Source organism: Streptomyces sp. SAS_272, assembly GCF_052543235.1.
Genome location: NZ_JBMNDR010000002.1, coordinates 40,853 through 65,580, shown reverse-complemented (window position 1 = coordinate 65,580; position 24,728 = coordinate 40,853). Strand labels below are relative to the sequence as shown.

Sequence of the window (24,728 nt, the reverse complement as noted above, 5' to 3'; positions counted from 1 at the left end):
TCGTCGCCGGGGGCTTCGGGTGCTTCGGGCGCCTCGTAAGGCGACTCCGGTTGTTCCGATGTCTCCGATCGTTCCGGTTGTTCGGATTGCTCCGGTTGTTCGGGTTGTTCGGGTTCCGGTTCCGGTTCCGGTCGGTCGCTCAGGTCTCGGGTGGGGGCGTCCGGCGAAGCCACGGAGTCGCCGGCCCTCGGCTCCTCCGGCTCTCCCGTCGATTCCGCCCGCCACCCCGGTCCACCGCCGGTCTGCTCCGCAGGCAGCTCCGGAACCACCGGACGTTCGCTTTCGTGAATTTCACTCACTTCCGTCCCCCGTGCTGCTCTCGGCGGTGTCCGGCCGTCGGATCGAGCGTGCGAAGCACGACAGCGTGCGCGCGAACCGGCCGCGCCAGTCCGGCGACGTGTCCGTGCAGCCCACGATCCCCTCCAGCACCGACGGCTCGTGACGCCCGTGGTAGTACACCCGTGTCCTCGTCCCCTTCCGCGCCTTGAAGCGGGGCTCGCCGACCGGGCACGGGTCCAGCCCGTCCAGTTGGGCCCGCATCGCCGCCGCCACATGCTCGGCGAGCGCGCCCGGGCGGGAAGGAGCGCCGGCCCGGCTGTGCACCGCCGCGTCCACGGCCTGGCCGATGGCGCAGTCCAGCAGGCGACCCCGGAACGGCTCCAGTTCGCGCCGCATGTCCTCGCCCGGCAGCGGCGTCGTCCAGCCCAGCAGATGGGCCGCCACCGTCATCTCGGCCCACAGCGTGATCCGCAGTTCGGCCTGTTCCGTCAGCCGCTGGGCCCGGCGCAGGTCGCGCAGTGTGCAGGGGGCCGTCGAGCAGTCGGGCGCGCACGCGCGACTGCGCGGATCCGTCATGCCCGCCGCCGACGCCGGCCTGATCGCTCCCGCGTCCTCGCGGTCCGTCCCGTCCGGCATCCGCACCAGCAGCGGATAGTCCATGCCGTCCGTGAAGACGGCCGCCTCGCCCGGCGGCAGCGTGACCAGGTACTCGGACTGGGCCCGCGTGATGTTCATCGTCGCGCCGACCGCCTCCCGGTCGTCCTGGGCGGGCAGACGGTGGACGATCTTCGCCGCCGTGTTCTTGATGACGTCGGGCAGCAGCTTGCCCGGGATCTGGTCCGCGACGACCAGCCCCTCGCCGTACGCCCGGATCTCCGCCAGCAGGCCCGCGAACATCTCCACGGCGTGGGCGCTCGCGCCGCTCTCCTCGGCGCGGCGCAGCAGGCGGTGCGCCTCCTCGAAGACCGTCAGGTGACGCAGCGGAAAGCTCAGCCGACGAGTGACCCGCTGTTCCATGCGCAGATACTCGACGAGCCTGATGAGGATCGTGCCCATCAGGAACGCCTTGTCCTTGTCGTCGCCGACGTCCTCGATCTCGAAGACCACGTTGCGCTTCAGCAGCTCGCCGAAGTCGAGCGGTCTGCCGCCCTCGAGGAAGCGGCCGGTGGTGCCGAGGCGCAGCCCCGCCAGGCGGATCTTGATGAAGCCCTGGACGTTGTCGGCGACCTCCTTGCCGTATCCGATGTCAGCGACGACCCGCAGCGCCGTGTGCTCCAGGTCCTCGAGGGTCGGGTAGCGCGGTTCGGCGCCGGGGAACGTCGGCTCGCCGAGCGTCAGGTCCCAGCCCAGATCCTCGTAACAGCGGGTCAGCGCGGCGCTCAGGACCTGCGGGAACGGTTCCTGCGGGTCGAAGGAGGCCAGGAAGAGGGCGCGCACCATGTCCAGGTGCGTCTGGAGCGGGAAGCGCTCGCCGCTCGTGTACGCGGACGGCTCCAGGGGGTTCAGACCGGCCGGGAGGGACTCCGGATCGCCCGGCTTGACCACCACGACCTCGGCGGCGTCCCCGAGCCGCGCCGACATGAAGCGGTACTCGGCCTTGGCCGGTTCCACCACCAGCCAGGGGATGCCCGCGTGCGTCGCCGACTCGAGGAGGCCTCGTACGGTCTGCGACTTGCCGCCACCGGTCGCCCCGCACACGAACGTGTGCCGGTTCAGGGTGGAGCGGGTCAGTTCGAGGGCGCCGACGGGACTGCGGTTGCGGTCCAGCACGGAGCCGAGCCGGACGGGAGCCGCTCCGGGCGGCGCGGGACGGCCCGAGGTCTCGGGGGTGACGTCGAACTCCGGGCGCAGGGCGAACCGTACGCCGGGAATCTCCTGGGCCGGCGGCCTGGCCAGGGCAGCCAGCAGGTCCGAACCGGCGAGGCAGGGGTACTCCTCCGGCGCCGGGAGGGCCCCGCCGAGGGCGGTGGCCAGGTCGCCGACCCGCCCGGTCGGACGCAGCGCGTACGGCAGTCCCTCCAGGTCCGCCGAGGCGCACAGCAGCGCCGCCACCCGGGTCGCCTCCTCGGGCGTCCGGCCGCCGGCCAGCAGCCGTATGCGCCACAGTCCGGTGGCCGACGCCTTGGCCAGCTCCTTGTGGCGGCGCTCAAGTCGCGCCGCGGCGATGGCGTATTCGGGCGAGCTCTCCGCCTTGGCCTGTGTCCTGCGCCGTTCGTCGGCCACGTCATCGGTGAGTTCGCCGAGCTCCGCGGGCGGCACCGGCTCGGCGAACACCAGCCAGGCGAAGGGCTCCTGCCACACCCCGAGGAGGCAGTCCTCCAGGGTGGGCCGCCGGCGAGCGGCCGCGGTGTCCACCGGCCTCGGCTCGTCGTCGACGAGCAGCCCGTCGGTCACGCCGGCGACCGCGCTCCAGCAGGGGAAGGCGGCCATCAGGGCGGCCGCCGTGCCCGCCGGCCGGCGCAGGCCACGCGCGCCCGCGGGAAGCCTCAGCAGGGCGGCAGTCCCGTCGGCCGGGTCCGTGCGGCCGCCCAGCAGGGCGGCGCCGCCGACGAGGACGTCCAGCGGACCGTCGGCCGCCGTCCGCGCCCAGCCGACGAGCACCGCGCCGCCCGTCGGGTCGTGCGGGTGCGGGGCGTGGTGGGCGGAGACCAGAGCGGCGAGGCGCTGCGCCCGCAGCTCGTCCTCACCGCCGGACGGCCGGTCCTCGGACGGCCGCTGCCGCGGGACCTCGCGCAGCAGCGCGGCCTCCAGGCTCGCGAACCGCTGCCATGTGCCGCCGCCCGGTGCGTGGTCGGTCATATGCGCTCGGCCCGACCGACCCGACCGGCGATTCCGGGGTGTCCGGCGCGTTCTCGCCGATGCTCGGCGCGTTCGCTCCGGGGAATGATGACGGGCTCGTGCGCGAGCGGTCTTCTGGGCAACGTCTCCCCCGTTGTCGATCTTGCGGCACCACCCTAGAGGCAACGGTGAACGCGGCCAAGCCTTGCAACTGTGACGTCACTTCCCCTCATTCCAGGTGGACTTGGGAAGTCGATTCGTGCACCATGTGTCGGCTGCTGATCAATGACTGACATCCGCTTCGGCGGCCACGGGGGCGAGTTCAATCATCAGAGGCATGTCTTCTGCCGTCCGCGGGACGGTCATTTCTCACCTGTCCACAAGTGGGCGCCTTCATGGCGCCCATCTCCCTCAGGGCGAACTCATATGACCCATCCCGTTGACCCTCGCCAACCCCAGAACCCGTACGGGCACAGCGGCCCCGGGCATCCCGACGCCCCGTCCGGTCCGCCGCAGGACCCGGCCTACCCACCCGGTCCCCCCGCGCCTCCCGTCCCGCCGCAGCAGGCGCCGTACCAGGCCGCACCGCCCCAGCATCCGTACCAGGCCGCACCGCCCCAGCAGCAGCCTCCGTACCAGACCCCGCCGCCTCAGCAGCAGCCTCCGTACCAGACCCCGCCGTACCAGACCCCGCCACCGCACCAGCCGCAGTACCAGCAGCCTCCCTACCAGGCCGCGGCACCGCAGCAACCCCCGTACCAGCAGCCTCCTTACCAGCAGGCTCCGTACCAGCAGGCTCCGTACCAAGCGACGGCTCAGCCGCCCCAGTTCGCGCCGCAGCCGCCCGCCTACGGTCAGCACCCCCCGCATGAGGCGCCGCAGCAGCATCCCTTCGCGCCGCAGCAGTCCTTCGCACCACAGCAGCATCCGCAGCAGGCGCCGGGCCAGGCACCGCCGCTGGCGTATCCCCAGCAGCCGTACGCGCCGGTCCCGAACGCCCCCGGCGTACCGCAGGTGCGTCGCAGTGCCGATGCCACCTCGGTGGCCAGGCTGCTGCTCAACGTGCCGCTCTTCCTGGGCAGTCTGCTGGTGGTGTGGCTGATCTCCCAGGCCCTGCCGAGCGGTCTGGACGTGGTCCTCGTGGTCGCCTGGCTCGCTTCCGGCGCGCTGGTGTTCCACCGGCCCACCGAACGCGGCCTCGCGCGGCTGCTGTTCAAGATGCGGCCGCCCACCGGCGCCGAACTGGCCGCGCTCCAGCCGATCTGGGACGACGTCACGCGCCGCGCCGGGATCGACGGCAGCCAGTACACACTGTGGCTGGAGGACACGGACGAACTCAACGCCTCCGCCGCCGCAGGGCACATCGTCGGTGTGACGCGCGGCGCGATGCGGCAGCCGCCCCAGCAGTTGGCGGCCGTCCTCGCCCACGAGCTGGGGCACCACGTCGGCGGTCACTCCTGGGCCCTGCTGCTCGGCATCTGGTACGCCGTGCCGGTCCGGATGTTCATGACCGTCGTCAAGTTCGTGACGCGCTTCCTGTTCTTCTTCACCGCCGAACTCTCCTGCCTGGCGGCCGGCGTCTTCGTCGTCGTCTTCGGCGCCTTCGCCGTCGCGACCTTCCTCGCCTTCCCGCCCGCCGTCGTCCTCTACGCGATCCCGTTCCTGCTCGCCTGGGCCGGCCGGCAGGGCGAACTGCGGGCGGACCGGTTCGCCGGCCAGCTCGGGTACGGGCCCCTGCTGATCTCCGTGTTCGCGGGCTGGCAGGCCGAGGGCCATGACGACGCCGCACGCAAGGAGAGCCCCGTCGCCCGGCTCATGTCCTCGCATCCGCCGCTTCACCAGCGCATCCGCGCGCTCGAGACCTTCGTCGCCTGACGGGCCGGGAGCCTCACGCATGACTGTCGAAAGCACCGGGACCGGACAGCTCGGCCGCTACCTGCGTCTCTTCGACGCGGGTCCGCGTCTGGGCTGGGTCCACCGCGACCCCGAGTCGCTGCGCCGGCCGTTCGTCGAGCCGGAACCGCAGCGTCAGCAGGTGGAGGTCGGGTACGAGAACCGGGCCACCGCCGCACGGCTCGATCACGAGGAGCGTCGCGGCTCCGCCCTGAAAGTCGGCGGCGGTGTCGCTGCGGCCTGCTTCGTGCTGAGCTACTTCGTCGGACCCGTCATGGCGGTCCTCGGCGTCGTGGCGATCGTCGTCGCGCTGGCCCGGATGGCCCTCGCCGCCCAGCGGCTCAGCTCGGCCACCGGTCACCTCACCACCCAACAGAGCGCCCTGGAGAAGCACTTCCAGTCCTCCTGGCAGATGTGGCAGCAGCGCCGGCAGCACCACGAAAGCGGGCAGGAGCAATGGGTCCGCGGCCTGGACGCCTGGGGTTCGCTGCCCCTCGGCGCCGACATCCGGCGCCTGGACGTCTTCGGCGGCAGCCAGCGCGGCCGCGAGGGCTTCCTCACCGTCTTCGGGGCCTCCACGCTCCAGGACCGGCCGGTGATCGTCGTCGATCTGACGCAGGCCCTGGTGTGCCGGGAGCTGTCCGTCCTCGCCGAGGCCGCCGGAGTGCCCGTCGACGTCCAGCTGCTGCCCAGCCGGATGGCCGAGAGCAGCATCGTCGGCGGACTGGGCCCGCACGAGCTGGTGCACGCGCTGGTCGAGGCGGTCCACGGCGACAATCCCGAGGCGGGCCGCGCCGATCGCGCCGTCGACACCCGCATCCTCACCCAGCTGTGCGGCGCCCTCGGCGACGACGTCTCGGTGGCCCGGCTGGGCGCGGGACTGCGCGTCCTGATGGGCGAGGCCGACGACACCGCCTGCCTCAGCCGGGACGAACGCAACCGCATCGCGGACGACCTGCTCAACGACAAGAACAAGGACCAGGTGCGGGACAGCCTCTTCCGCCTGGTCTCCTTCGTGCACCCGCTGGAGCGGCTGGGCGCCGCCCGCGAAGGGCGCGGCCCCGGCTATCTCACCTGCCTCGCCCTGGACTTCGGCGCGGGCTCGGCGAGCACGGAACTGCTGGCGGACCTGGCCGTGCAGAGCGTGATGCGGCGGCTGGCCTCGTTCGAGGAGACCGCCCCGGCCGTGCTCCTGGCACTCGGCGAGCAGGGCCTCCAGCGACGCCACCTCGAACAGCTGGCGCAGGTCTGCGAGCGCCGGGGGTCCCCGCTCGTCCTGCTGCAGCCGCACTTGAGGGACGCCGCCGAGCAGATGATCGGCGGCGGCACCGTCGCCTTCATGAAGCTCGGCAACCACCAGGAGGCCAACGTCGCGGCGGACTTCATCGGCCGCGAGCACTCCTTCGTCCTGCACTCGCTGACCGACACCGAGGGCAGGACCGTCAACACCTCCGTCGCCGAGACGGTCGGCTCCTCCGTCAGCAGGGGGACGACCCACAGCGAGTCCGTCACCCGCGGCCGCAACTGGGGCAGCAGCAGCTCCACCAGCTACCAGGGCGGATCCAACCCGTTCTCGTCGTCGTCCTCCACCAGCTCCGGCGGCAGCCACAGCACGACGACGGGCACCTCCACCAGCGTCACGCACACCAGCAACGAGTCCACGACCCGCACCACCGGCGACAGCGACAGCACCAGCCTCGCGACCGGACGGCAGCGCGTCTACGAGTACGTGCTCGAGCCGACGCAGCTTCAGGCGCTCGCCGAGTTCAGTCTGCTGGTGGTGGAGCGTCGGGCCGGCGGCGCCGTGTTCGTGCACCCCGCCGACTGCAACCCCAACATCGTCCTCCTGGACCGGGTCAGCACGGCGCCCCTCCCGCAGTTCGACCTGCCGCCCGCGACACAGATCCCGGCGCAGCACCCCGCCCCGCAGCACCTCTACCCCGCCGCGCCGCAACACCCGTACGCGCCCGCGGCCCACCCCGCGCCGCCGTACGCGCCCGCCGGGCAGCAGCCGTACCCGACCGCGCCCGCGCAGCCCTACACCACCGGCTTCCAGCCCGCGGCGCCCCAGCAGCCGCAGTGGCCGTCGCACGGGCAGCCGCACCAGCCCGGTGGCGGCGGCTGGACCCAGGGGCCGCCCGCGAGCTGGCCCGGACAGCAGCCGGGAACCCAGCGGTGACCCGGCCCGGCCGGCCGACGGCGACCGGCTGACTCGCATACCCCGCGGTCCGACCGCCGCACGCATGCGGGGCCCGGAGGGAAAACCTCCGGGCCCCGCATGCGTGCCTCGTGCCTCGTGCTCAACCGCCCTGCTCGCCCTGCCTCGTGCTCAACCGCCCTGCTCGCCCTGCCTCGTGCTCAGCCGCCTTGCTCGCCGTGCGTCGTGCGGAGCGCCAGGGCGGTGCGTCTCAGTCGGGCGCCGGATGCTGCCGCTTCGGACGCCAGACCACCAGCGCGCTGGTCTGCTGCACCTCCTGGTACGGCACCAGGTCCCGCCGGTAGGAGGCGTGCACCGCAGCCTCCCGCTGCTGCATGGCAGCCGCCGCGCCGTCCAGCGCGGCCTCCAGCTCCGCGGCCCTGGCCTGGAGCGCGGCCACCTGGTTCTCCAGCTCGATGATCCGCTTGATGCCGGCCAGGTTGATGCCCTCGTCCTGCGACAACTGCTGCACGGTGCGCAGCAGCTCGATGTCGCGGGCCGAGTAGCGGCGGCCCCGGCCGGCGGTGCGGTCGGGTGAGACCAGGCCCAGACGGTCGTACTGACGCAGTGTCTGCGGGTGCAGGCCGGAGAGCTGGGCCGCCACCGAGATGACGTAGACCGGGGTCTCCTGAGTCAGTTCATACGGGTTGCGCCGACGGCCGTCCATCACTCTCAAGCTCCCTTCGCGGCCTCGAACAGCTCCGCCCGCGGATCCTCGCCCGCGGTCGCCTCGCGATACGCCTCCAGTGCGTCACGAGCCTTCTCCGAAAGGTCCTTCGGGACACTCACCTCGACGGTGACCAGCAGGTCGCCGCGGGTGCCGTCCTTGCGGACCGCGCCCTTGCCGCGCGCCCTCATGGTGCGGCCGTTGGGCGTGCCCGGCGGGAGTTTCAGGGTCAGCGACGGGCCGCCGAGCGTGGGCACCTTGACCTCGCCGCCGAGGGCCGCCTCGGTGAACGTCACCGGCACGGTCACCGTCAGGTTGTCGTCCTTGCGGCCGAACACCGGGTGGGCGCCGACGTGGACGACGACGTACAGGTCGCCCGACGGGCCGCCGCGCTCGCCGGGGGCGCCCTTGCCGCGCAGCCGGATGCGCTGGTTGTCCGTCACTCCCGCGGGGATGCGGACCTGCATGGTCCGCGACGACTTCGCACGGCCGCTGCCCTTGCAGTCGAGGCAGGGGTGCTCGGCGATCAGGCCGCGGCCCTTGCAGTCGGGGCAGGGGTCGGTCAGCGAGAAGCCGCCGCCCGAGCCCCGGGCCACCTGGCCGGTGCCGACGCAGGTCGGGCACACGCGCGGTGTGCCGTTCTTGTCGCCGGTTCCCGAGCACGCCTTGCACGGGGACTGCGAGGACATCCGCAGCGGGACGGTCGCGCCCTCGATCGCCTCCGTGAACGTGAGCGTGACCTCGGTGTCGATGTCCTGGCCGCGCCGGGGCTGGGTACGGGTGGCGCCCGCGCCGCCGCGGTTGAACAGGCCGCCGAACACGTCCCCGATGCCGCCGCCGAAGCCGCCCTGGGCGCCTCCGCCCTGGGCGCCGCCTCCGAAGAGGTCGCCCAGGTCGAAGTTGAAGGAGCCGCCCGCGCCCGGGCCCGGACGGAAGCCGCCGTTGCCGAAGAGCGCGCGTGCCTCGTCGTACTCCTTGCGCTTCTTGGGGTCGCCGAGGACGTCGTTCGCCTCGGAGATCTCCTTGAAGCGTTCCTCCGCCTTGACGTTGCCCTTGTTGGCGTCCGGGTGGTACTCGCGGGCGAGCTTGCGGTACGCCTTCTTGATCTCGGCCTCGGTGGCGTCCTTGGGGACGCCGAGGACCTTGTAGAAGTCCTTCTCGATGAAGTCCTTGGTGCTCATCCTCGACGTCCCTCCTTCCGCCTGCTCACCCGTTCAAGCTCAGCCCTCGTCCGGGCCACCGCTCTCCTTGTCGTCGCCCGCCTCCGCCTCGTCGGCCTTCGCCGCCTGCGCGCCGGGCTGCGGCTCGGCGACGGCCACCCGCGCGGGGCGGATGGTGCGCTCGCCGATCCGATACCCCGGCTGCAGAATCGCCACGCACGTCGTCTCGGTGACGTCGGGTGCGTAACTGTGCATCAGGGCTTCGTGGATCGTCGGGTCGAAGGGCTCGCCCTCCTTGCCGAACTGCTGCAGGCCCATCTTCGCCGCGACGGTCTCCAGCGATTCGCCCACCGACTTGAAGCCGCCGACGAACTCGCCGTGATCCCGTGCGCGGCCGATGTCGTCGAGCACGGGCAGGAGCTCGGTCAGGAGGTTCGCGACGGCGATCTCCTTGACCGCGATCCGGTCGCGCTCGACCCGGCGGCGGTAGTTCTGGTACTCGGCCTGGAGGCGCTGGAGGTCGGCGGTGCGCTCGCCGAGGGCGGTGCGCACCTGGTCCAGCTGGGCCACCAGACCGGCTGTCTGGTTCGCGTCCCCGGCCGGGGCCGCCCCGTCCGCCGGAGCGGACGAGGAGGCGGCCTTCGGCTCGGCGTCTTCAGGGGTGGCGCCGGAGGGGACGTCGGGCTTCTCCTCGAAGCCCGGGGTCTCCTCCGTCACGCGGCACCGTCCTTGCGCTCGTCGTCCACGATCTCGGCGTCCACGACGTCGTCGTCGGCCCTCGGGGCGTCACCCTGCGGGGCGTCGGCGCCGGGCGCGGCCTGGGCGTCGGCGTACATGGCCTGGCCGACCTTCTGCGAGACCGCGGCGACCTTCTCGGTGGCCGTGCGGATCTCGGCCGTGTCCTCGCCCTTGAGCGCGGCCTTCAGCTCCTCGACGGCGGCCTCGACCTCGGTCTTGACCTCGCCGGGGACCTTGTCCTCGTTGTCCTTGAGGAACTTCTCCGTCTGGTAGACGAGCTGCTCGCCCTGGTTGCGGGCCTCGGCGGCCTCGCGGCGGCGGTGGTCCTCGTCCGCGTACTGCTCGGCCTCCTGGCGCATGCGGTCGACCTCGTCCTTCGGCAGCGAGGAGCCGCCGGTGACGGTCATCTTCTGCTCCTTGCCCGTGCCGAGGTCCTTCGCGGTCACGTGCATGATGCCGTTGGCGTCGATGTCGAAGGCGACCTCGATCTGCGGGACGCCGCGGGGCGCCGGCGGCAGACCGGTCAGCTCGAACATGCCGAGCTTCTTGTTGTAGGCCGCGATCTCGCGCTCACCCTGGTAGACCTGGATCTGCACCGACGGCTGGTTGTCCTCGGCCGTGGTGAAGATCTCCGAACGCTTCGTCGGGATCGTGGTGTTGCGCTCGATCAGCTTGGTCATGATGCCGCCCTTGGTCTCGATGCCGAGGGACAGCGGGGTGACGTCGAGGAGCAGGACGTCCTTGACCTCGCCCTTGAGGACACCGGCCTGGAGCGCGGCGCCGATGGCGACGACCTCGTCCGGGTTCACGCCCTTGTTGGCGTCCTGACCGCCGGTCAGCTCCTTGACGAGCTCGGCGACGGCGGGCATCCGGGTCGAACCGCCGACGAGAACGACGTGGTCGATCTCGGAGAGGTTGATGCCGGCGTCCTTGATGACGTTGTGGAACGGCGTCTTGCAGCGCTCCAGCAGGTCGGCCGTCAGCTGCTGGAACTGGGCGCGGGTGAGCTTCTCGTCCAGGTGCAGCGGGCCCTCGGCGGACGCCGTGATGTAGGGCAGGTTGATCGAGGTCTCGGTGGACGAGGACAGCTCGATCTTCGCCTTCTCGGCGGCCTCGCGCAGACGCTGCAGCGCCATCTTGTCCTTGGCGAGGTCCACGCCGTGGCCGGCCTTGAACTGCTGCACCAGGTAGTCGACGACACGCTGGTCCCAGTCGTCGCCGCCGAGGTGGTTGTCGCCGTTGGTGGCCTTCACCTCGACGACGCCGTCACCGATCTCCAGGAGGGACACGTCGAACGTGCCGCCGCCGAGGTCGAAGACGAGGATCGTCTGGTCGTCCTTGTCGAGGCCGTACGCGAGCGCGGCCGCGGTGGGCTCGTTGACGATGCGCAGGACGTTGAGACCGGCGATCTCGCCGGCTTCCTTCGTCGCCTGACGCTCGGAGTCGTTGAAGTACGCCGGGACGGTGATGACCGCGTCGGCCACCTTCTCGCCCAGGTAGGCCTCCGCGTCGCGCTTGAGCTTCTGCAGGATGAAGGCGCTCATCTGCTGCGGGTTGAAGTTCTTCCCGTCGAGCTCGATCGTCCAGTCCGTGCCCATGTGGCGCTTCACGGAGCGGATGGTCCGGTCCACGTTCGTGACCGCCTGCCGCTTCGCGACCTCGCCGACGAGGACTTCACCGTTCTTCGCGAAGGCGACGACGGACGGCGTGGTCCTGGCACCCTCGGCGTTGGTGATGACGGTGGGCTCGCCGCCCTCCAGAACGCTGACGACGGAGTTGGTTGTGCCCAGGTCGATGCCGACCGCACGTGCCATGGTGATCTTCCTCCAGCTGACTTGAGTGGAACGGACTCAAGTGTGCACGAAGCTCACCGCCCGGTCAACAGACCTGAGTCGAGCGCACTCAACTCTTATCCGTTCCTTACACGCAAGGAGCCGTTGACCTGCGTCGACACAGCGCGTCCCGCCCGTCGTTCACCGGGTTCCGGGTGATGCGCGCGGCCCTCGGATTGACGCCGAGGCGCATAAACAGGCGCTCGCCGCGCCTCCCGGGAGGGTCGGGCCTCCGGCGTCCGCCGGGCACGACCGGCGCCCCGGAGCCGACGCCCACGCGCGCGTGGCGGCCCGTACACCGGGACCCGCACCAGTGCGAGCACGACGACGAGTGCCCCGCCCGCGACCCATGACACCGCCTGCACGTCGACCACCGCGGCGTGCACCAGCACCCCCGTGAGCACCGCGCCGAAGGCCGCGAGGCCGAGCAGGACGGCCGCGCCCTGGGCGGTGAGCCCGAGCCGCCGCAGCCGGTGGGCGAGATGGTCCGGCGCGCCGCGCAGCAGGGGCCGTCCGGCCAGCCGCCGCGACAGGGCCACCAGCAGGACGTCCGCCCCGCCGACGGCGGTGAGCGCGAACAGCACCCCCGTGCCGACGACCGGATCGTGCCCCGCGCGGGCGAAGACGGCGGCCGAGGCGAGCAGGAAGCCCGCGAAGAGCGAGCCGCAGGCCCCGAGGGCGACACGCGCGGGGGGCCAGTTGTGCATCAGGAAGCCCGTCAGCGCGGCGGCGAGCACGCTCAGCAGCACCACCAGCCCGTCCATGACCTCGACGGCGACACACGCGGCGACCCCGAACGCGGTGAGCACGCCGACGGTCCCGGCGACGCCGTCGGCGTGGTCGAGCGCCCGGAAGGCGAGGGCTACGAACGTGATCCAGCCGACGCCCACCGCCGCGGAGACCACCCCGGCGACCGTCCCGGCGTCCCCGTAGATCTCTCCGTACGGCACCACGAAGGCCGCCGCGACGGCCGTGCCGACGACCAGGAAGCGGGTCTTGAGCCGGCACACGTCCGCGACCAGGCCCAGCGCGGCGACGGCGCCGGCCGCGGCGAGCAGCACCTCGATGCCGTCCCCGAGGGGCGCGACGCCCGTCCGGTCGCCGGCGACCGCGACGGCACAGGTGGCGAGCACGACGGCGGCGCCGCCGGACAGGGGCACGCGCCGCTGTCGCTGCCGTCGGTCGGTCAGACCGAGACGCAGGGCGGGCACGCGCAGCAGCGCGGCGAGGACGGCGGCGAGGAGCAGGGCGGCGGTGGCGGCAGCGATCCCGTAGAGCACGGATATAAATTAGTCATAAATGTACCAATTTGGTACGAATAACACGGCCGGATTGAACCCTGATTCTGAGGCAACCCTCAGCGACTCAGATCACTCCGCCCCCCGCTACAGTGCGACGCAGAATAAGGGGTACTCTCAGACGGACTGCATAAGTTACCGCTTAGTAATCTCTGATCGAAGTCCCCTCGCAGGCCCGAGGAGCCCCCGAATGCAACTCGCCGCGATCATCGTGTCGCTGGTCCTGACCGTGGTCGGCGTCGCGCTGCTCGCACGCGCCATCGGTCAGTTCGTCCGGTACTTCAAACTGGGCCAGCCGGTGCCGGCCGGCGCCCGGACCGACAACCCCTACGCGCGCAGCGTGACCCTGGTACGGGAGTTCCTCGGCCACACGCGGATGAACCGCTGGGGCATCGTCGGCTTCGCCCACTGGTTCGTCGCCATCGGCTTCCTGACGCTGCCGCCGACCCTGGCGCAGGCCTTCGGCCAGCTGTTCCAGGCCGACTGGACGCTCCCCTGGATCGGCGAGTTCCTGCCGTTCGAGCTGTACATCGAGTTCATCGGCGTGATGACGATCCTCGGCATCGCCGTGCTCATCGTGATCCGCCTGCTGAACCTGCCGTCGCGCCCGGGCCGCAAGTCCCGCTTCGCGGGCTCCAAGGCGGGCCAGGCGTACTTCGTCGAGTACGTCATCCTCACCATCGGCCTCGCCATCTACACGCTGCGCGGCCTCGAGGGCGCGATCCACCACGTGGACCACTACGAGGCCGCGTACTTCGCCTCGTACCCCCTGGTGCTGGCCTTCAAGGGGCTGAGCGTCCCCACTCTCCAGACGCTGGTCTACTTCACCGCGATGGTGAAGATCGGCACCTCGTTCATCTGGATGATCGTGGTCTCGCTCAACACCAACATGGGTGTGGCCTGGCACCGCTTCCTGGCGTTCCCGAACATCTGGTTCAAGCGCGAGGCGACCGGCGGGACGGCCCTCGGCGGCCTGCAGCCGATGACGTCCGGCGGCAAGCCGATCGACTTCACCGACCCGGGCGACGACGACGTCTTCGGCGTCTCCCAGGTCGAGCAGTTCTCCTGGAAGGGCCTGCTGGACTTCTCCACCTGCACCGAGTGCGGCCGCTGCCAGTCGCAGTGCCCCGCCTGGAACACCGGCAAGCCGCTCTCCCCCAAGCTCCTCATCATGTCGCTGCGCGACCACGCGCACGCCAAGGCGCCGTACCTGCTGGCCGGCGGCGGCAAGACCATGGAGGGCGACGAGAAGGCCTCCGAGGAGCAGCTCAAGGACGTTCCCGCGGCCGCTCTCGCCGAGGCCGAGCGCCCCCTCATCGGCACCGCCGAGGAGAACGGCGTCATCGACCCGGACGTCCTGTGGTCCTGCACCACCTGCGGCGCCTGCGTCGAGCAGTGCCCCGTCGACATCGAGCACGTCGACCACATCGTCGACATGCGCCGCTACCAGGTGATGATCGAGTCCGCGTTCCCGTCCGAGGCGGGCACGATGCTCAAGAACCTGGAGAAGAAGGGCAACCCCTGGGGCCTGGCCAAGAAGCAGCGCCTGGAGTGGCTGAAGGAAGTCGACTTCGAGGTGCCCGTCGTCGGCAAGGACATCGAGGACCTCACCGAGGTCGAGTACCTGTACTGGGTCGGCTGCGCCGGCGCCCTCGAGGACCGGGCCAAGAAGACGACGAAGGCCTTCGCCGAGCTTCTGCACATCGCGGGCGTCAAGTTCGCGATCATGGGCGGCGACGAGAAGTGCACCGGTGACTCCGCCCGCCGCCTCGGCAACGAGCCCCTCTTCCAGGAGCTCGGCATGGAGAACGTCATGGCGCTGAACATGGCGTTCGGCGAGGAGACGGACGACGAGGGCAACGTCACGCCCGAGTCGAAGAAGCCGAAGTCGGCGAAGAAGATCGTCGCCACCTGCCCGCACTGCCTCAACACGATCGGCAACGAGTACCCGCAGCTCGGCGGCGACTACGAGGTCATCCACCACACCCAGCTGCTCCAGCACCTCGTCGACGAGGGCAAGCTGATCCCGGTGACCCCGGTCGAGGGCATCATCACCTACCACGACCCCTGCTACCTGGGCCGGCACAACAAGATCTACACGCCGCCGCGCGAGATCATCGCGAGCGTCCCGGGTCTGCGGAACGAGGAGATGCACCGCCACAAGGAGCGCGGCTTCTGCTGCGGCGCGGGCGGCGCGCGGATGTGGATGGAGGAGCGGATCGGCAAGCGCATCAACAACGAGCGCGTCGACGAAGCCCTCTCCCTCAACCCCGACATCGTCTCCACCGCCTGCCCGTTCTGCCTCGTCATGCTGACCGACTCGGTCAACGGCAAGAAGAACGAGGGCAAGGCCAAGGAGTCCATCCAGGTCGTGGACGTCTCCCAGCTCCTCCTGGAGTCGGTCAAGACGCCGGTCGACGACGAGCCCCCGGCGGGCGAGTCGGAGACCGAGAGCGAACCGGAGCCCCAGCCGGTGAAGTGAACCGCGCACCGGGTTGCGCACCTGGTTGCGCACCTGGTTGCTCCGGCCCGTGAACAGGCCGGTGAGCAACCCTGACGGCCGTACCGACGCCCCCGTGTCCCACCCGGACGCGGGGGCGTCGCCGTTCCCCTCCGCCCTGCGCCCACACCCCTACGACACCCCGTGACACTCCCTGAAGAACCACCGATTCCAGCCCCGTTACTCCCCTTAGGGGATGTCACAGGTCGGCAGCAAAGCCGTGCGCGAACGGCGGCCTCGGCACGTCACCCTGCAGGAGCAGGTACGTTCGAAGACGTGGCTGGATTCAGGATCGGACGCGGCGGCCGGGACAACCGAGCCCCGCAAACGCGACCGCAACACCCTCCGTACGGGCAGCAGACGCCCCAGGGACCGTCGCGGCCCTCAGGACCCTCGGGTCCCGCGGCGCCGTCGGGTCCCTCCGGGCCGTCCTACGGCTACCCGTCGGCCCAGCAGCCGTTCCCGCAGCGCCCGCAGTACGGCGGCGCGGGCGGCGGTCAGTGGCCGCCGCAGGCGAACGGCGGCCGCAGCGGCGACGAGCCGGAGTACTTCGGCGGCGACGCGCCGTACGGCGCCCCGGGCGGACACGGCGGACACGGCGTCCCGCACGACCCGTACGCGGCGAACAACCCCGGCCACACCCAGGCCTTCTCGATCGACGACCACCAGCAGTACGACCAGTACAACCAGGGCGGCACCTACCACGCCGGGTCGGCGCCGGCCGGCCCGATCGGTCCGCGCCTGCACTGGAAGGCGCTGCTGAAGGGCATCGTCCTCGCCCCCCGGCAGACCTTCCACCAGATGCGGGACTACACGATGTGGGGCCCCGCCCTCGTCGTCACGTTCCTCTACGGCCTGCTCGCGGTCTTCGGCTTCGACGGCGCCCGCTCGGACGCCATAAACGCGACGCTCTCCAACGCGATCCCGATCGTCCTGACGACGGCCGTCGCGATGGTGCTGAGCTCGTTCGTACTGGGCGTGGTCACCCACACGCTGGCCCGTCAGCTCGGCGGGGACGGCGCATGGCAGCCCACCGTCGGCCTCTCCATGCTGATCATGTCCCTGACGGACGCACCGCGGCTGGTCGTCGCGATGTTCTTCGGCGGCGACGCGTCGTTCGTGCAGCTGCTCGGCTGGGTGACGTGGGTGGCCGCCGGCGCCCTGCTGACCATGATGGTCAGCCGCTCCCACGACCTGCCGTGGCCGAAGGCGCTCGGCGCGTCGTCGATCCAGCTGATCGCACTGCTGTCGATCGTGAAACTGGGCACCTTCTAGGACAGACCCCAGCGTGAGAGGGCCCCCGCCGACCAGAAGGCGGGGGCCCTTTCGCGTCGCCTCGACGCCATAACAGAGAGCGATGGAACACGCATCCCGGACGGGTGTAAATATCACATCAGCCGCATGTCGCACCACGTCGACTACAGAGCGTCAGTTAACGTGACAGCTCCTTACCACCTCGTACTGGGAGTGTCCGTGAAAGCTCGCTTCGGCTCGAGACGGGGACCGGTGCTCGTGGCCGCCCTGCTGGTCGCCGTCATCGCCATGATCCTTCCGGGCACGGCCGTCGCCGGCACCGACGACGGCCGCGCCCGCGCCGACCACTGGGGCGTGATCACCCGCAACACGATCGGCTCCCCCGTCGCCGCGCTGCGCAACGGGCCGTTCGGCTCGTTCGGCGTGACCGGCACCTCCGCACGACCGCCGTACGGCCGGGGCAGCCTCGGCATCGAGGTGGTGGGCGCCGCTCCGGGAGTGAACCCGCCGGTCGTCGAGAAGATCGACTTCGGCAACGAGGTGGACTTCTACGGAAAGTCGCTGCTGAGCCTGCGCCGAGCGGGATTCCACGTCTTCCAGACGGGCGAGAACATCTCGTACGGCGGCGTGACGAACATGCCGAACATCAGGATCGAGATCGATCCGAACCTGAACAGCACCTCCGACTACTCCTCTCTGGTGTGGCTGCCGGCGGCGTCGCCGACCGTGAACAGCTGGAGCCCCTTCCTCGACGCCACGACGACCGGGGGCTGGTTCCTCACGGGCAACGCGGGCGCCGTGACGGGTTGCGCTCTCGCCACCCCGTGCACCTTCAGCGCGCTCAAGGCCGCCTTCACGTCGCGCAACGCCAAGCCGACCGTCCTGACGGTCTCGGTGGGCAAGGGCCGTGACTTCATGTGGACCGGCGCGGTCGACGGCCTCCGGCTCAACGACTACGTCTACGACTTCGAGCCGGACGGTGTGAAGGCGCTGCACAAGAGGTGACGGGGACCGGGTTCTCACCGTGAAAGCCTCATCAGGCCCGTCCACAGGGGCTTGGCCGTCCACAGGGGGCTGTCCACAGGGGGCGCGGCCGTCCACAGGGGGCTGTCCACAGGGGGCGCGGCCGTCCGCAGGGGGCTTGGAAGACTCCCCTCCCAAAGCCCCCTGGAACAGCCCGAGTCCGAAGACGGCTCGGATCATCACGAGCAACTCGTACAACCCCTCTCCCTCTTCACAGGTCCGATCGAGCGGCACGCGCACCCGCGCGCACCTCCCCGCTCGTCACAAAGGACCTCCTTGGCTTCCGTACAGACCGCCCGACGCCGTCTCGGCGCCTGCGCCGCCACCGTTCTCGCCGTGACGGTCGGCGCCGGCCTCCTGGTCTCGCCCGCGGCCGCGGCCGCTCCCCTCGCGACGACCGGGGCTGTCGCCGCCACCGCCGGCCAGGCGAGTCTGGCCCTCGGCGCCGACGTCGTCAGCACCGGCGACACCGGATTCCTCACGTCCCGGGTGGACGACTCCGGCGGCAGGGTTCTGGAGTGGCACAGGTACGCCGACGGCTCGGTGCTGCCGATCGGCACGGGCCCCGTGGGTCACGACAGCGCCTCCGACGTCGTCGTGACCGGCGACGGCGGCAGCACGGTCCATCTGCGGGACATGAGGGAAGGCGCCGCCTGGTCCGCGTCCTACGACCTCGCGTCCGAGTTCGCGCCCGGCGCGAAGCTCGCCGGAGTGGTCGGCGACAACCTCTTCGTGAAGGTTCCGACCGGCAGCGGGGGCTACCAGGAGCTGTGGCAGCTCTCCCGGGTCGACGGGGTCTCGCGGAAGACGAAACGCTCGTCCAACCCCTACAGCATGGACTTCAAGGTCGTCGCCGCAACGAGCGACGTGCTGATCGTCCTGAGCAGCAACCGGGTCTTCCCCAGCGCGTCGACCTTCCGCACCGAGTACTGGAAGACGCGCACGACCGTCGACGGCGACGCGATGATCGAGTCGGGCAGCAGGGAGAACACCGCCCCGTGGACCCAGGCCTCCACGGGCGCCTGCACCGCCGACTACGAGGCGTGGGTCGAGTACCGGGCCGGCGCCGCCGAACTCGTCGTCGAGGGAACGCGCGTCCACCGCAGGTTCGCCCTGGACGGCTCCCTGAGCGGCGCCGTCATCGCCGGCGTCACCGAGGACACGCTGCTCTACGGGGTCCCGGGCAGGGCGGCCGACGGGACGCCGAGCCCGCTGTACGCCCGGAGCGTCACCGACCCCGCCGCCGCGCCGTACACCCTGCTGGAGCACTTCTCCAGCGTGGCCCACGCGCCGGACGGCAGCCTGCTCGTGCGCGGCGCCACGGCCGACGCCGACGGGCTGTTCCGCGTCCGGGAGGGCAACGGCGGCCTCCCGGGTCTCACGCTCGTGGCGGACACCGGCCGGCTCAAGGCCGTCGAGGTGACCGCGTCGAACGTGCCCACCGCGGTGAGCCTGGAGAAGCCGGGCACCACGGTCCCGCTGGAGTGGACGCTGTCCCGCGCGAACGCTGCCGTGGACCTCACGCTCACCCACACGGCCACCGGCGGAAAGCTCACCGCGCGCCTCTCCCGGCCGGTCTCCGACAGCCGCTTCGGCTTCGTCTGGAACGGCCTCCTGGACGGCGTCAGCGCCCCGAACGGCGCCTACACCTGGCAGATCACCGCCGCCCCGGCCGACGGCGTCGGCGCGCCGGCGACCGCACGGGGGAGCCTCCAGGTCTCGCGCCGGGCCGACCCGCACGACTTCACCGACAACGGCTCCACCGACGTTCTCGCCCGGGACGCCTCGGGCGTGCTGTGGCGGGACGACCTCTTCGACTGGACGTCGGACGGCCGGGTGACCGTGGCCAAGCGGACGAGGGTCGGCAGCGGTTGGCAGGCCTACAACCAGATCGCGGCCGTGGGGAACATCGCCGGCGCCCCGACGGGCGACCTCGTCGCGCGCGACGCAGCGGGCGTCCTGTGGATGTACCAGGGCAACGGCAGGGGCGGCTTCGCCGCGCGCGTCAAGGTCAGCGCCGGCTGGCAGTCCTACAAGAAGATCACCGGTGGCAGCGACCTCACCGGGGACGGCCGACCCGACCTCCTCGCCGCCGACGCCTCCGGCGTCCTGTGGCTCCACAAGGGCACCGGCAGCTCGTCCGCCCCCTTCGCCGCCCGCGTCCGGCTCGGCGGCGGCTGGCAGATCTACGACCGGATCACCGCCGTCGGCGACATCGCGGGCAGCACGGCCGGCGACCTCACGGCCCGTGACGCCGCGGGCGTCCTGTGGATGTACCAGGGCAACGGCAGGGGCGGCTTCACCGCCCGGGTCAGGATCGGTTCCGGCTGGAAGGCCTTCACCCACCTCGTCGGCGCCGGCGACGTCGATGCCGACGGCCGCCCCGACCTGATCGCCCACGGCCCGAACGGCACGTACGTCTACCGCTCGACCGGCTCGGCCACAGCGCCGCTCGGCCGGCTGACGACCGACCTCTACACGGGCGAGGGCGCCAGGTTCGACACCGTCCTCTGACCGTCTCCGGCCCCACCCGGGCGACCCGCGCTGCCGTGGTCCGGAGGCGGGGGGAGCACCCGTGCGCCGTGCGCGGCACGGGTGCTGCACGCCGTGCAGCAGTGCACCGTCGAACCCCGTCCGACGACGGCCGGCGACGACACCGGAGGTTGTTCCCCGCTCCCCGTGAGCGCCGATTTGCCGGAACGGCAACAGGAGTCGCGTGACCGGGACACGATGAGTGACGGTGGGCGCGTGACCGACGACATCGCAGAACCGCCCGCGTCCGACATCCCCTCAGACATCGCCCCTGGCATCGCCTCCGACACCGCCTCCGACGTCATCCAGGCCGCCGACGGATACGTCGGAGACCCCGCCGTGCGGGCGGAGTGGGACGACCGGTACGCCGACCGGCACCAACTGTGGAGCGGCCGGCCCAACGGCGCCCTCGTCGCCGAGGTCGCCGGGCTCACGCCCGGGCGGGTGCTCGACGTCGGCTGCGGCGAGGGCGCGGACGCCGTCTGGCTCGCGCGCGGCGGCTGGGACGTGACCGCCCTCGAGGTCTCGGGCGTGGCGCTGGAGCGGGCGGCGGGACACGCGCGGGACGCCGGCGTCACCGTCAGCTGGGTACACGCCGAACTCACCGAAGCGGCGCTCCCGCCGGCCTCCTTCGACCTGGTCTCCGCGCAGTACCCGGCCCTGCTGCGCACCCCCGGCGCCGCAGCCGAACGCGCGCTGCTCGCGGCCGTCGCGCCCGGCGGTGTGCTGCTGCTCGTCCACCACGCGGGGATGGACACCCGGCAGCACCACGACGGCGGCTTCGACCCGGCCGACTACGTCTGGCCCTCGATGGTCGCCGCTCTGCTCGACGACGACTGGTGCGTGGAGGTGGACGAGCAGCGGCCACGGACGGCGCCCGAGGGCGGCGCGGGCGCGCACCACGCCGACGACGTGGTGCTGCGGGCCCGCCGACTGCGCTGACGACCCGTCGTCAACTCCGGTCAGGGCAGCCCGTCAGAGGGCTTCCGTCGAAGGCGTGACCGGCTCCCCCGACCTGCGCACCACCGGCAGAACGCTCCACGGGAAGTTGATCCAGTCGTCCGTGCGCTTCCACACGTACTCGCACTTCACGAGCGACTGCGACTTCTCGTAGACGACGGCGCTGCGCACCTCGGCGACGGCGTCCAGGCAGAAATCGCGGACGAGCTTCAGCGTCTTGCCCGTGTCGGCCACGTCGTCGGTGATGAGGACCTTCTTGTCGGAGAAGTCGATGACGTCGGGAACGGGCGCGAGCATGACGGGCATGTCGAGCGTGGTCCCGACGCCGGTGTAGAACTCGACGTTCACCAGGTGGAGATTTTTGCAGTCGAGGGCGTAGGCGAGCCCGCCGGCGACGAAGACGCCCCCACGGGCGATGCTCAGCACGACGTCCGGGACGTACCCGTCGTCCGCGATGGCCTGCGCGAGATCCCGGACGGCCGTCCCGAACTGCTCGTAGGTGAGGTTCTCGCGCGCCGGCTCCGCGTCGTCCGTGCCGCCGCTCACACCTGGGTCCGGTGGAAGTTCAGGAACGACCGGGACGCCGTCGGCCCGCGCTGGCCCTGGTAGCGGGACCCGTAGCGGTCGCTGCCGTACGGGAACTCGGCCGGCGAACTGAGCCGGAACATGCACAGTTGCCCGATCTTCATACCGGGCCACAGCTTGATCGGCAGGGTGGCGAGGTTGGACAGCTCCAGCGTCACATGCCCGGAGAAGCCGGGGTCGATGAACCCGGCGGTGGAGTGGGTGACCAGCCCGAGCCGTCCGAGCGAACTCTTGCCCTCGAGCCGTGAGGCGAGATCGTCGGGGAGGCTGACGACCTCGTACGTGGAGGCGAGCACGAACTCCCCGGGGTGGAGGATGAACGGCTCGTCGCCCTCGGGCTCCACGAGCCGGGTCAGATCGGCCTGCTCCACGGAGGGGTCGATGTGCGGGTAGCGGTGGTTCTCGAACACCCGGAAGTAACGGTCGAGTCGCACGTCGATGCTCGACGGCTGCACCATGGATTCGTCGTAGGGATCGATCCGTACCCGCCCGGCGTCGATCTCGGCCCGGATGTCCTTGTCTGAGAGAAGCACGTCCCGAGGATACGCAAGGCGCGCGGAGCGACCACCATCGGACGACTCCGCGCGCCAGGGCCTACCGTTCTCCGCCCGCCGCTACCGCTTCTCGAGCATCACCGGCACGGCACTGCGCAACCGGGCGCAACGAGGACACCGGACGAGCCGTCCGGGACCGAGCCGCTCGGCCTGCTGCATCGGGAACGAAGCGGTGCTGAACACGTGCCCGTCGGCACAACGGACGACGGTGCGCTCCATCAAGTCCATGAGTCCCTTCCCCAAGAGCCGCGTCCGGCTGCTGCTCGCCGGACACTGAAAGCCACATTACGGGACGAACGGGACGACCCTCCAGGCGGCACTCCGACCCCGCCCGACCCCACTTACACGCGACCACCGTACGCCCCAACTCCGGTCGCCCACACACCGATCCCTCCCCCGGAACGCAGGCGGGCCCCGAGGGCTTCAACGCCCGGGGCCTGGCATGAGGTAGAGTGACGGAGCGTTCCGACACCGGTTCAGACCGGCGTCTTACGCGGGTGTAGTTTAATGGTAGAACATCAGCTTCCCAAGCTGAGAGCGCGAGTTCGATTCTCGTCACCCGCTCCAGAGAGAAACCCCAGGTCAGCGGCCTGGGGTTTGTTTATTGTCTAGACCAATTTGCGGGTGGCGTGCCCTCCGCGTGCCCTAAGACGTCGTTTCTTTTGGAAGAGCTGTGCAGCGATACTGCTGTGGTGCTGTTGACGTGGATCGCTGAGGTGGCGGACGAGCCTTTGGTGCTGGAGCCGGCTGACCGGCGGGTGGAGTGGGAGACCAACACCTGGTCGCTGGGTGCGGCTGACGAGGACAGGAGTTCGTTGTCCGTCGCCGAGGTGGTGGCTGCCTTCGAGCTGACTGCTGCTGCCATCGGGGAACGCATTCGCGATCTGGGCTTTCCTGGGGTGGCGACGTTCTACGTGTGGCACGACAAACAGGCAGGACAGCTCCGGTGCTCGACCGGTTCTGTGCCCCCGGATGCGTTGCCGTTCAGCGGTACCTATGTGGATTCCGACGACCTCGGTCCGGTCGTCGAGGGATTTCTGGCCGACAGCGAGCCAGGCTTCAGCGCCTGGTCAGACCTGGACGACGCGCAGAGCCTCTCGGAGCAGACCGAGACCGAGCCGGAGATCAGGCCCTTCGGTGTCTGGGTCAGCAGTGTCGGAGCCTCACACTGACTGGTTATGCCCGTCGACACGGACGAGTCGGCGGTGACAGATGAGGTCTGCGGCTATGCCGGCGAAGGCAAGGAAATGTTGTAGTAGCCGGATCTGGAGACGCCGAGCCGGCCACACATGAACTCGACGCTGTATGCGTACTTCTCGGTGTCGAGCCGCATCTCGTCGATGAACTCGTACTTGCTTGTTACCGGGGATCCTTCGCGAAGTACGCTGCGGCTTTTTTCAGGAAGGTGACTTCCATCTCCAGCTCGAGGTTGCGTCGTTCGAGTTCTCTCGGCCGCGCCCGCTCGTTCACCGTCAGTTCCGCATCTGGGGCCGGTTCCTGTTGTTTCTGGTGCTTCTTCACCCAGCCCCGCAGCGTCTCCGAGTTCAGCTCAAACTCTCGGGCGACTTCGGAGATCGTCTTGCTTGCCTCAACGCGATCTGGACGGCTTCCTCACGGAACTCCGGCGAGTACTTGCTGGGTGGCGCCACTTCTTCCTCGTTTCCTTGTTCAGGACAACCTTATTGGGTGCCCGTCCGGAAACTTCGTGGCCCCTCAGGAGCGGGCAGCTTCAGGGTAGTGACCGTGGAAGCACGCTGGTAAGCAGAATTCCCGCAGGGTAGCGCGGAAATTTCGCACGTCATTCTCCCAATTCGGGTGCCCTGACGCGCAGGTTAGTGGTTGGGCGTGGGTCTGTTTGATAGGCAGTGATCACGCGACGAATACGAGTGCGTCGCGGCAGGGGAACACCCCGCGCCTCTCAGGCGCGGGGTGTTGGGTCATTCATCCCTCTTCGTCGTCGGGCGCACACTCGCGAAGAAACCACAGGTCGAGAGTGTATCGTTCCACGACCGGTGACAGTTCCAGCACACGACGAACATCTTCAACGGTGTCGAGTTGCTGGGAGCCTCCCCGGATGTTCTGGTCGTAGTAAGCCGCCGCAGCCTGTCGGCCAGTCCACCATGCATGACCGGCATAGACACCCGGGCGGGGCAACCTGGTCGTGCCGACCGGACCGGAAGCGAGTTGGTTCACAACCAGTTCGCTGGTTTCTGACTCCAAGCAAATACTGATCCAGCCTTCGACGCCCTCGGGGGGATCCTGCGGGTCATCCCAGACTCGGATGGCGACCTCGACGCGCAAATCGGGCTGCAGAGTGCGGAGATACAGGTGGTAGCCGTTCCCAGCGACCACTTCAGTCTCGGCCCGGTCCCAGGCTTCGGCGTCGCCTTCGTACGCATCGGCGTCATAGACCTCGATCACACAGCGGTCCGGCCGAGCACTCGTGCGGTACTCCGTGATGAGCGTCATGATCGGGAA

At 70.4% G+C, this 24,728-nt stretch carries 18 protein-coding genes and 1 tRNA gene; 9 read left to right on the top strand and 10 right to left on the bottom strand.

Annotation, left to right across the window (positions count from 1 at the left end; genetic code table 11):
* Nucleotides 1–291 precede the first annotated feature (291 nt).
* The gene (locus ACN6LD_RS01885; protein ID WP_445042337.1) at nucleotides 292–3,078 is read right to left on the bottom strand and encodes an ATP-binding protein; all 2,787 of its coding nucleotides are present in this window, start codon (nucleotides 3,076–3,078) and stop codon (nucleotides 292–294) included.
* A gap of 405 nt (nucleotides 3,079–3,483) precedes the next feature.
* Here ACN6LD_RS01885 and ACN6LD_RS01880 point away from each other — a divergent pair, with 405 nt between their 5' ends.
* Together ACN6LD_RS01880 and ACN6LD_RS01875 are read left to right on the top strand one after the other, a co-directional pair.
* A complete protein-coding gene (locus tag ACN6LD_RS01880) occupies nucleotides 3,484–4,932 on the top strand; it encodes a M48 family metalloprotease (protein WP_445042336.1) in 1,449 nt (482 codons plus the stop codon).
* A 19-nt stretch (nucleotides 4,933–4,951) separates the two neighbouring features.
* The gene (locus ACN6LD_RS01875; RefSeq protein WP_445042335.1) at nucleotides 4,952–7,129 is read left to right on the top strand and encodes a hypothetical protein; all 2,178 of its coding nucleotides are present in this window, start codon (nucleotides 4,952–4,954) and stop codon (nucleotides 7,127–7,129) included.
* Between the two features lie 229 nt (nucleotides 7,130–7,358).
* Here ACN6LD_RS01875 and ACN6LD_RS01870 read toward each other — a convergent pair whose 3' ends face one another.
* The 5 genes from ACN6LD_RS01870 to ACN6LD_RS01850 all read right to left on the bottom strand — a co-directional run bounded on the left by ACN6LD_RS01870 (nucleotide 7,359) and on the right by ACN6LD_RS01850 (nucleotide 12,824).
* Nucleotides 7,359–7,814, bottom strand: a complete 456-nt coding sequence (locus ACN6LD_RS01870; RefSeq protein WP_107448849.1) for a heat shock protein transcriptional repressor HspR — start codon at nucleotides 7,812–7,814, stop codon at nucleotides 7,359–7,361.
* A 5-nt stretch (nucleotides 7,815–7,819) separates the two neighbouring features.
* Nucleotides 7,820–8,995: a molecular chaperone DnaJ gene (gene dnaJ / locus ACN6LD_RS01865; RefSeq protein ID WP_319193284.1), complete on the bottom strand. Its 1,176-nt coding sequence runs from the start codon at nucleotides 8,993–8,995 to the stop codon at nucleotides 7,820–7,822.
* Nucleotides 8,996–9,034: 39 nt separating this feature from the next.
* Entirely contained in the window at nucleotides 9,035–9,691 is a 657-nt protein-coding gene (grpE, locus tag ACN6LD_RS01860; protein WP_319193283.1) for a nucleotide exchange factor GrpE, read from the bottom strand.
* A complete protein-coding gene (dnaK, locus tag ACN6LD_RS01855) occupies nucleotides 9,688–11,526 on the bottom strand; it encodes a molecular chaperone DnaK (protein WP_319193281.1) in 1,839 nt (612 codons plus the stop codon). The genes grpE and dnaK overlap by 4 nt, the downstream gene beginning before the upstream one ends.
* Nucleotides 11,527–11,621: 95 nt before the next feature.
* Nucleotides 11,622–12,824, bottom strand: a complete 1,203-nt coding sequence (locus ACN6LD_RS01850) for an MraY family glycosyltransferase (protein WP_445042334.1) — start codon at nucleotides 12,822–12,824, stop codon at nucleotides 11,622–11,624.
* A gap of 208 nt (nucleotides 12,825–13,032) precedes the next feature.
* On the opposite strand from ACN6LD_RS01850, the gene ACN6LD_RS01845 reads away from it, so the two are divergent.
* The 5 genes from ACN6LD_RS01845 (at nucleotide 13,033) to ACN6LD_RS01825 (ending at nucleotide 21,093) form a co-directional block, all read left to right on the top strand.
* Nucleotides 13,033–15,324: a (Fe-S)-binding protein gene (locus ACN6LD_RS01845; protein ID WP_319193278.1), complete on the top strand. Its 2,292-nt coding sequence runs from the start codon at nucleotides 13,033–13,035 to the stop codon at nucleotides 15,322–15,324.
* Nucleotides 15,325–15,618: 294 nt separating this feature from the next.
* Nucleotides 15,619–16,617: a YIP1 family protein gene (locus tag ACN6LD_RS01840; RefSeq protein WP_445042333.1), complete on the top strand. Its 999-nt coding sequence runs from the start codon at nucleotides 15,619–15,621 to the stop codon at nucleotides 16,615–16,617.
* Between the two features lie 198 nt (nucleotides 16,618–16,815).
* Nucleotides 16,816–17,601, top strand: coding sequence for a hypothetical protein (locus ACN6LD_RS01835; RefSeq protein WP_319193276.1), 786 nt, complete (start codon nucleotides 16,816–16,818; stop codon nucleotides 17,599–17,601).
* Between the two features lie 294 nt (nucleotides 17,602–17,895).
* Nucleotides 17,896–20,133, top strand: coding sequence for an FG-GAP repeat domain-containing protein (locus ACN6LD_RS01830; RefSeq protein ID WP_445042332.1), 2,238 nt, complete (start codon nucleotides 17,896–17,898; stop codon nucleotides 20,131–20,133).
* 234 nt (nucleotides 20,134–20,367) lie between these two features.
* The gene (locus ACN6LD_RS01825) at nucleotides 20,368–21,093 is read left to right on the top strand and encodes a class I SAM-dependent methyltransferase (protein WP_319193274.1); all 726 of its coding nucleotides are present in this window, start codon (nucleotides 20,368–20,370) and stop codon (nucleotides 21,091–21,093) included.
* 33 nt (nucleotides 21,094–21,126) lie between these two features.
* On the opposite strand, the gene ACN6LD_RS01820 is transcribed toward ACN6LD_RS01825, so the two are convergent.
* Entirely contained in the window at nucleotides 21,127–21,657 is a 531-nt protein-coding gene (locus tag ACN6LD_RS01820; RefSeq protein WP_319193273.1) for a phosphoribosyltransferase, read from the bottom strand.
* On the bottom strand, nucleotides 21,654–22,229 hold the full coding sequence (gene dcd / locus ACN6LD_RS01815) for a dCTP deaminase (RefSeq protein WP_057577958.1): 576 nt from the start codon (nucleotides 22,227–22,229) through the stop codon (nucleotides 21,654–21,656). The genes ACN6LD_RS01820 and dcd overlap by 4 nt, the downstream gene beginning before the upstream one ends.
* Before the next feature lie 514 nt (nucleotides 22,230–22,743).
* On the opposite strand from dcd, the gene ACN6LD_RS01810 reads away from it, so the two are divergent.
* Nucleotides 22,744–22,817, top strand: a tRNA-Gly gene (locus ACN6LD_RS01810).
* Nucleotides 22,818–22,942: 125 nt separating this feature from the next.
* Nucleotides 22,943–23,422: a hypothetical protein gene (locus tag ACN6LD_RS01805; RefSeq protein ID WP_445042331.1), complete on the top strand. Its 480-nt coding sequence runs from the start codon at nucleotides 22,943–22,945 to the stop codon at nucleotides 23,420–23,422.
* A 187-nt stretch (nucleotides 23,423–23,609) separates the two neighbouring features.
* On the opposite strand, the gene ACN6LD_RS01800 is transcribed toward ACN6LD_RS01805, so the two are convergent.
* Both ACN6LD_RS01800 and ACN6LD_RS01795 read right to left on the bottom strand, forming a co-directional pair.
* Nucleotides 23,610–23,783 (bottom strand): hypothetical protein, encoded by a 174-nt coding sequence (locus ACN6LD_RS01800; RefSeq protein WP_445042473.1) that lies wholly within the window; start codon nucleotides 23,781–23,783, stop codon nucleotides 23,610–23,612.
* Nucleotides 23,784–24,191: 408 nt separating this feature from the next.
* Nucleotides 24,192–24,719 carry a hypothetical protein gene (locus ACN6LD_RS01795; RefSeq protein ID WP_319197619.1) on the bottom strand — a complete coding sequence of 176 codons (528 nt, stop codon included), beginning with the start codon at nucleotides 24,717–24,719 and terminating at the stop codon, nucleotides 24,192–24,194.
* Between the last annotated feature and the right edge of the window lie 9 nt (nucleotides 24,720–24,728).

Coding starts and splice junctions, on each gene's coding strand:
- ACN6LD_RS01795 (WP_319197619.1), bottom strand. CDS start 24,719: ATGACGCTCATCACGGAGTACCGCACGAGTGCTCGGCCGGACCGCTGT.
- dnaJ (WP_319193284.1), bottom strand. CDS start 8,995: ATGAGCACCAAGGACTTCATCGAGAAGGACTTCTACAAGGTCCTCGGC.
- ACN6LD_RS01870 (WP_107448849.1), bottom strand. CDS start 7,814: ATGGACGGCCGTCGGCGCAACCCGTATGAACTGACTCAGGAGACCCCG.
- dnaK (WP_319193281.1), bottom strand. CDS start 11,526: ATGGCACGTGCGGTCGGCATCGACCTGGGCACAACCAACTCCGTCGTC.
- ACN6LD_RS01845 (WP_319193278.1), top strand. CDS start 13,033: ATGCAACTCGCCGCGATCATCGTGTCGCTGGTCCTGACCGTGGTCGGC.
- ACN6LD_RS01880 (WP_445042336.1), top strand. CDS start 3,484: ATGACCCATCCCGTTGACCCTCGCCAACCCCAGAACCCGTACGGGCAC.
- ACN6LD_RS01875 (WP_445042335.1), top strand. CDS start 4,952: ATGACTGTCGAAAGCACCGGGACCGGACAGCTCGGCCGCTACCTGCGT.
- ACN6LD_RS01885 (WP_445042337.1), bottom strand. CDS start 3,078: ATGACCGACCACGCACCGGGCGGCGGCACATGGCAGCGGTTCGCGAGC.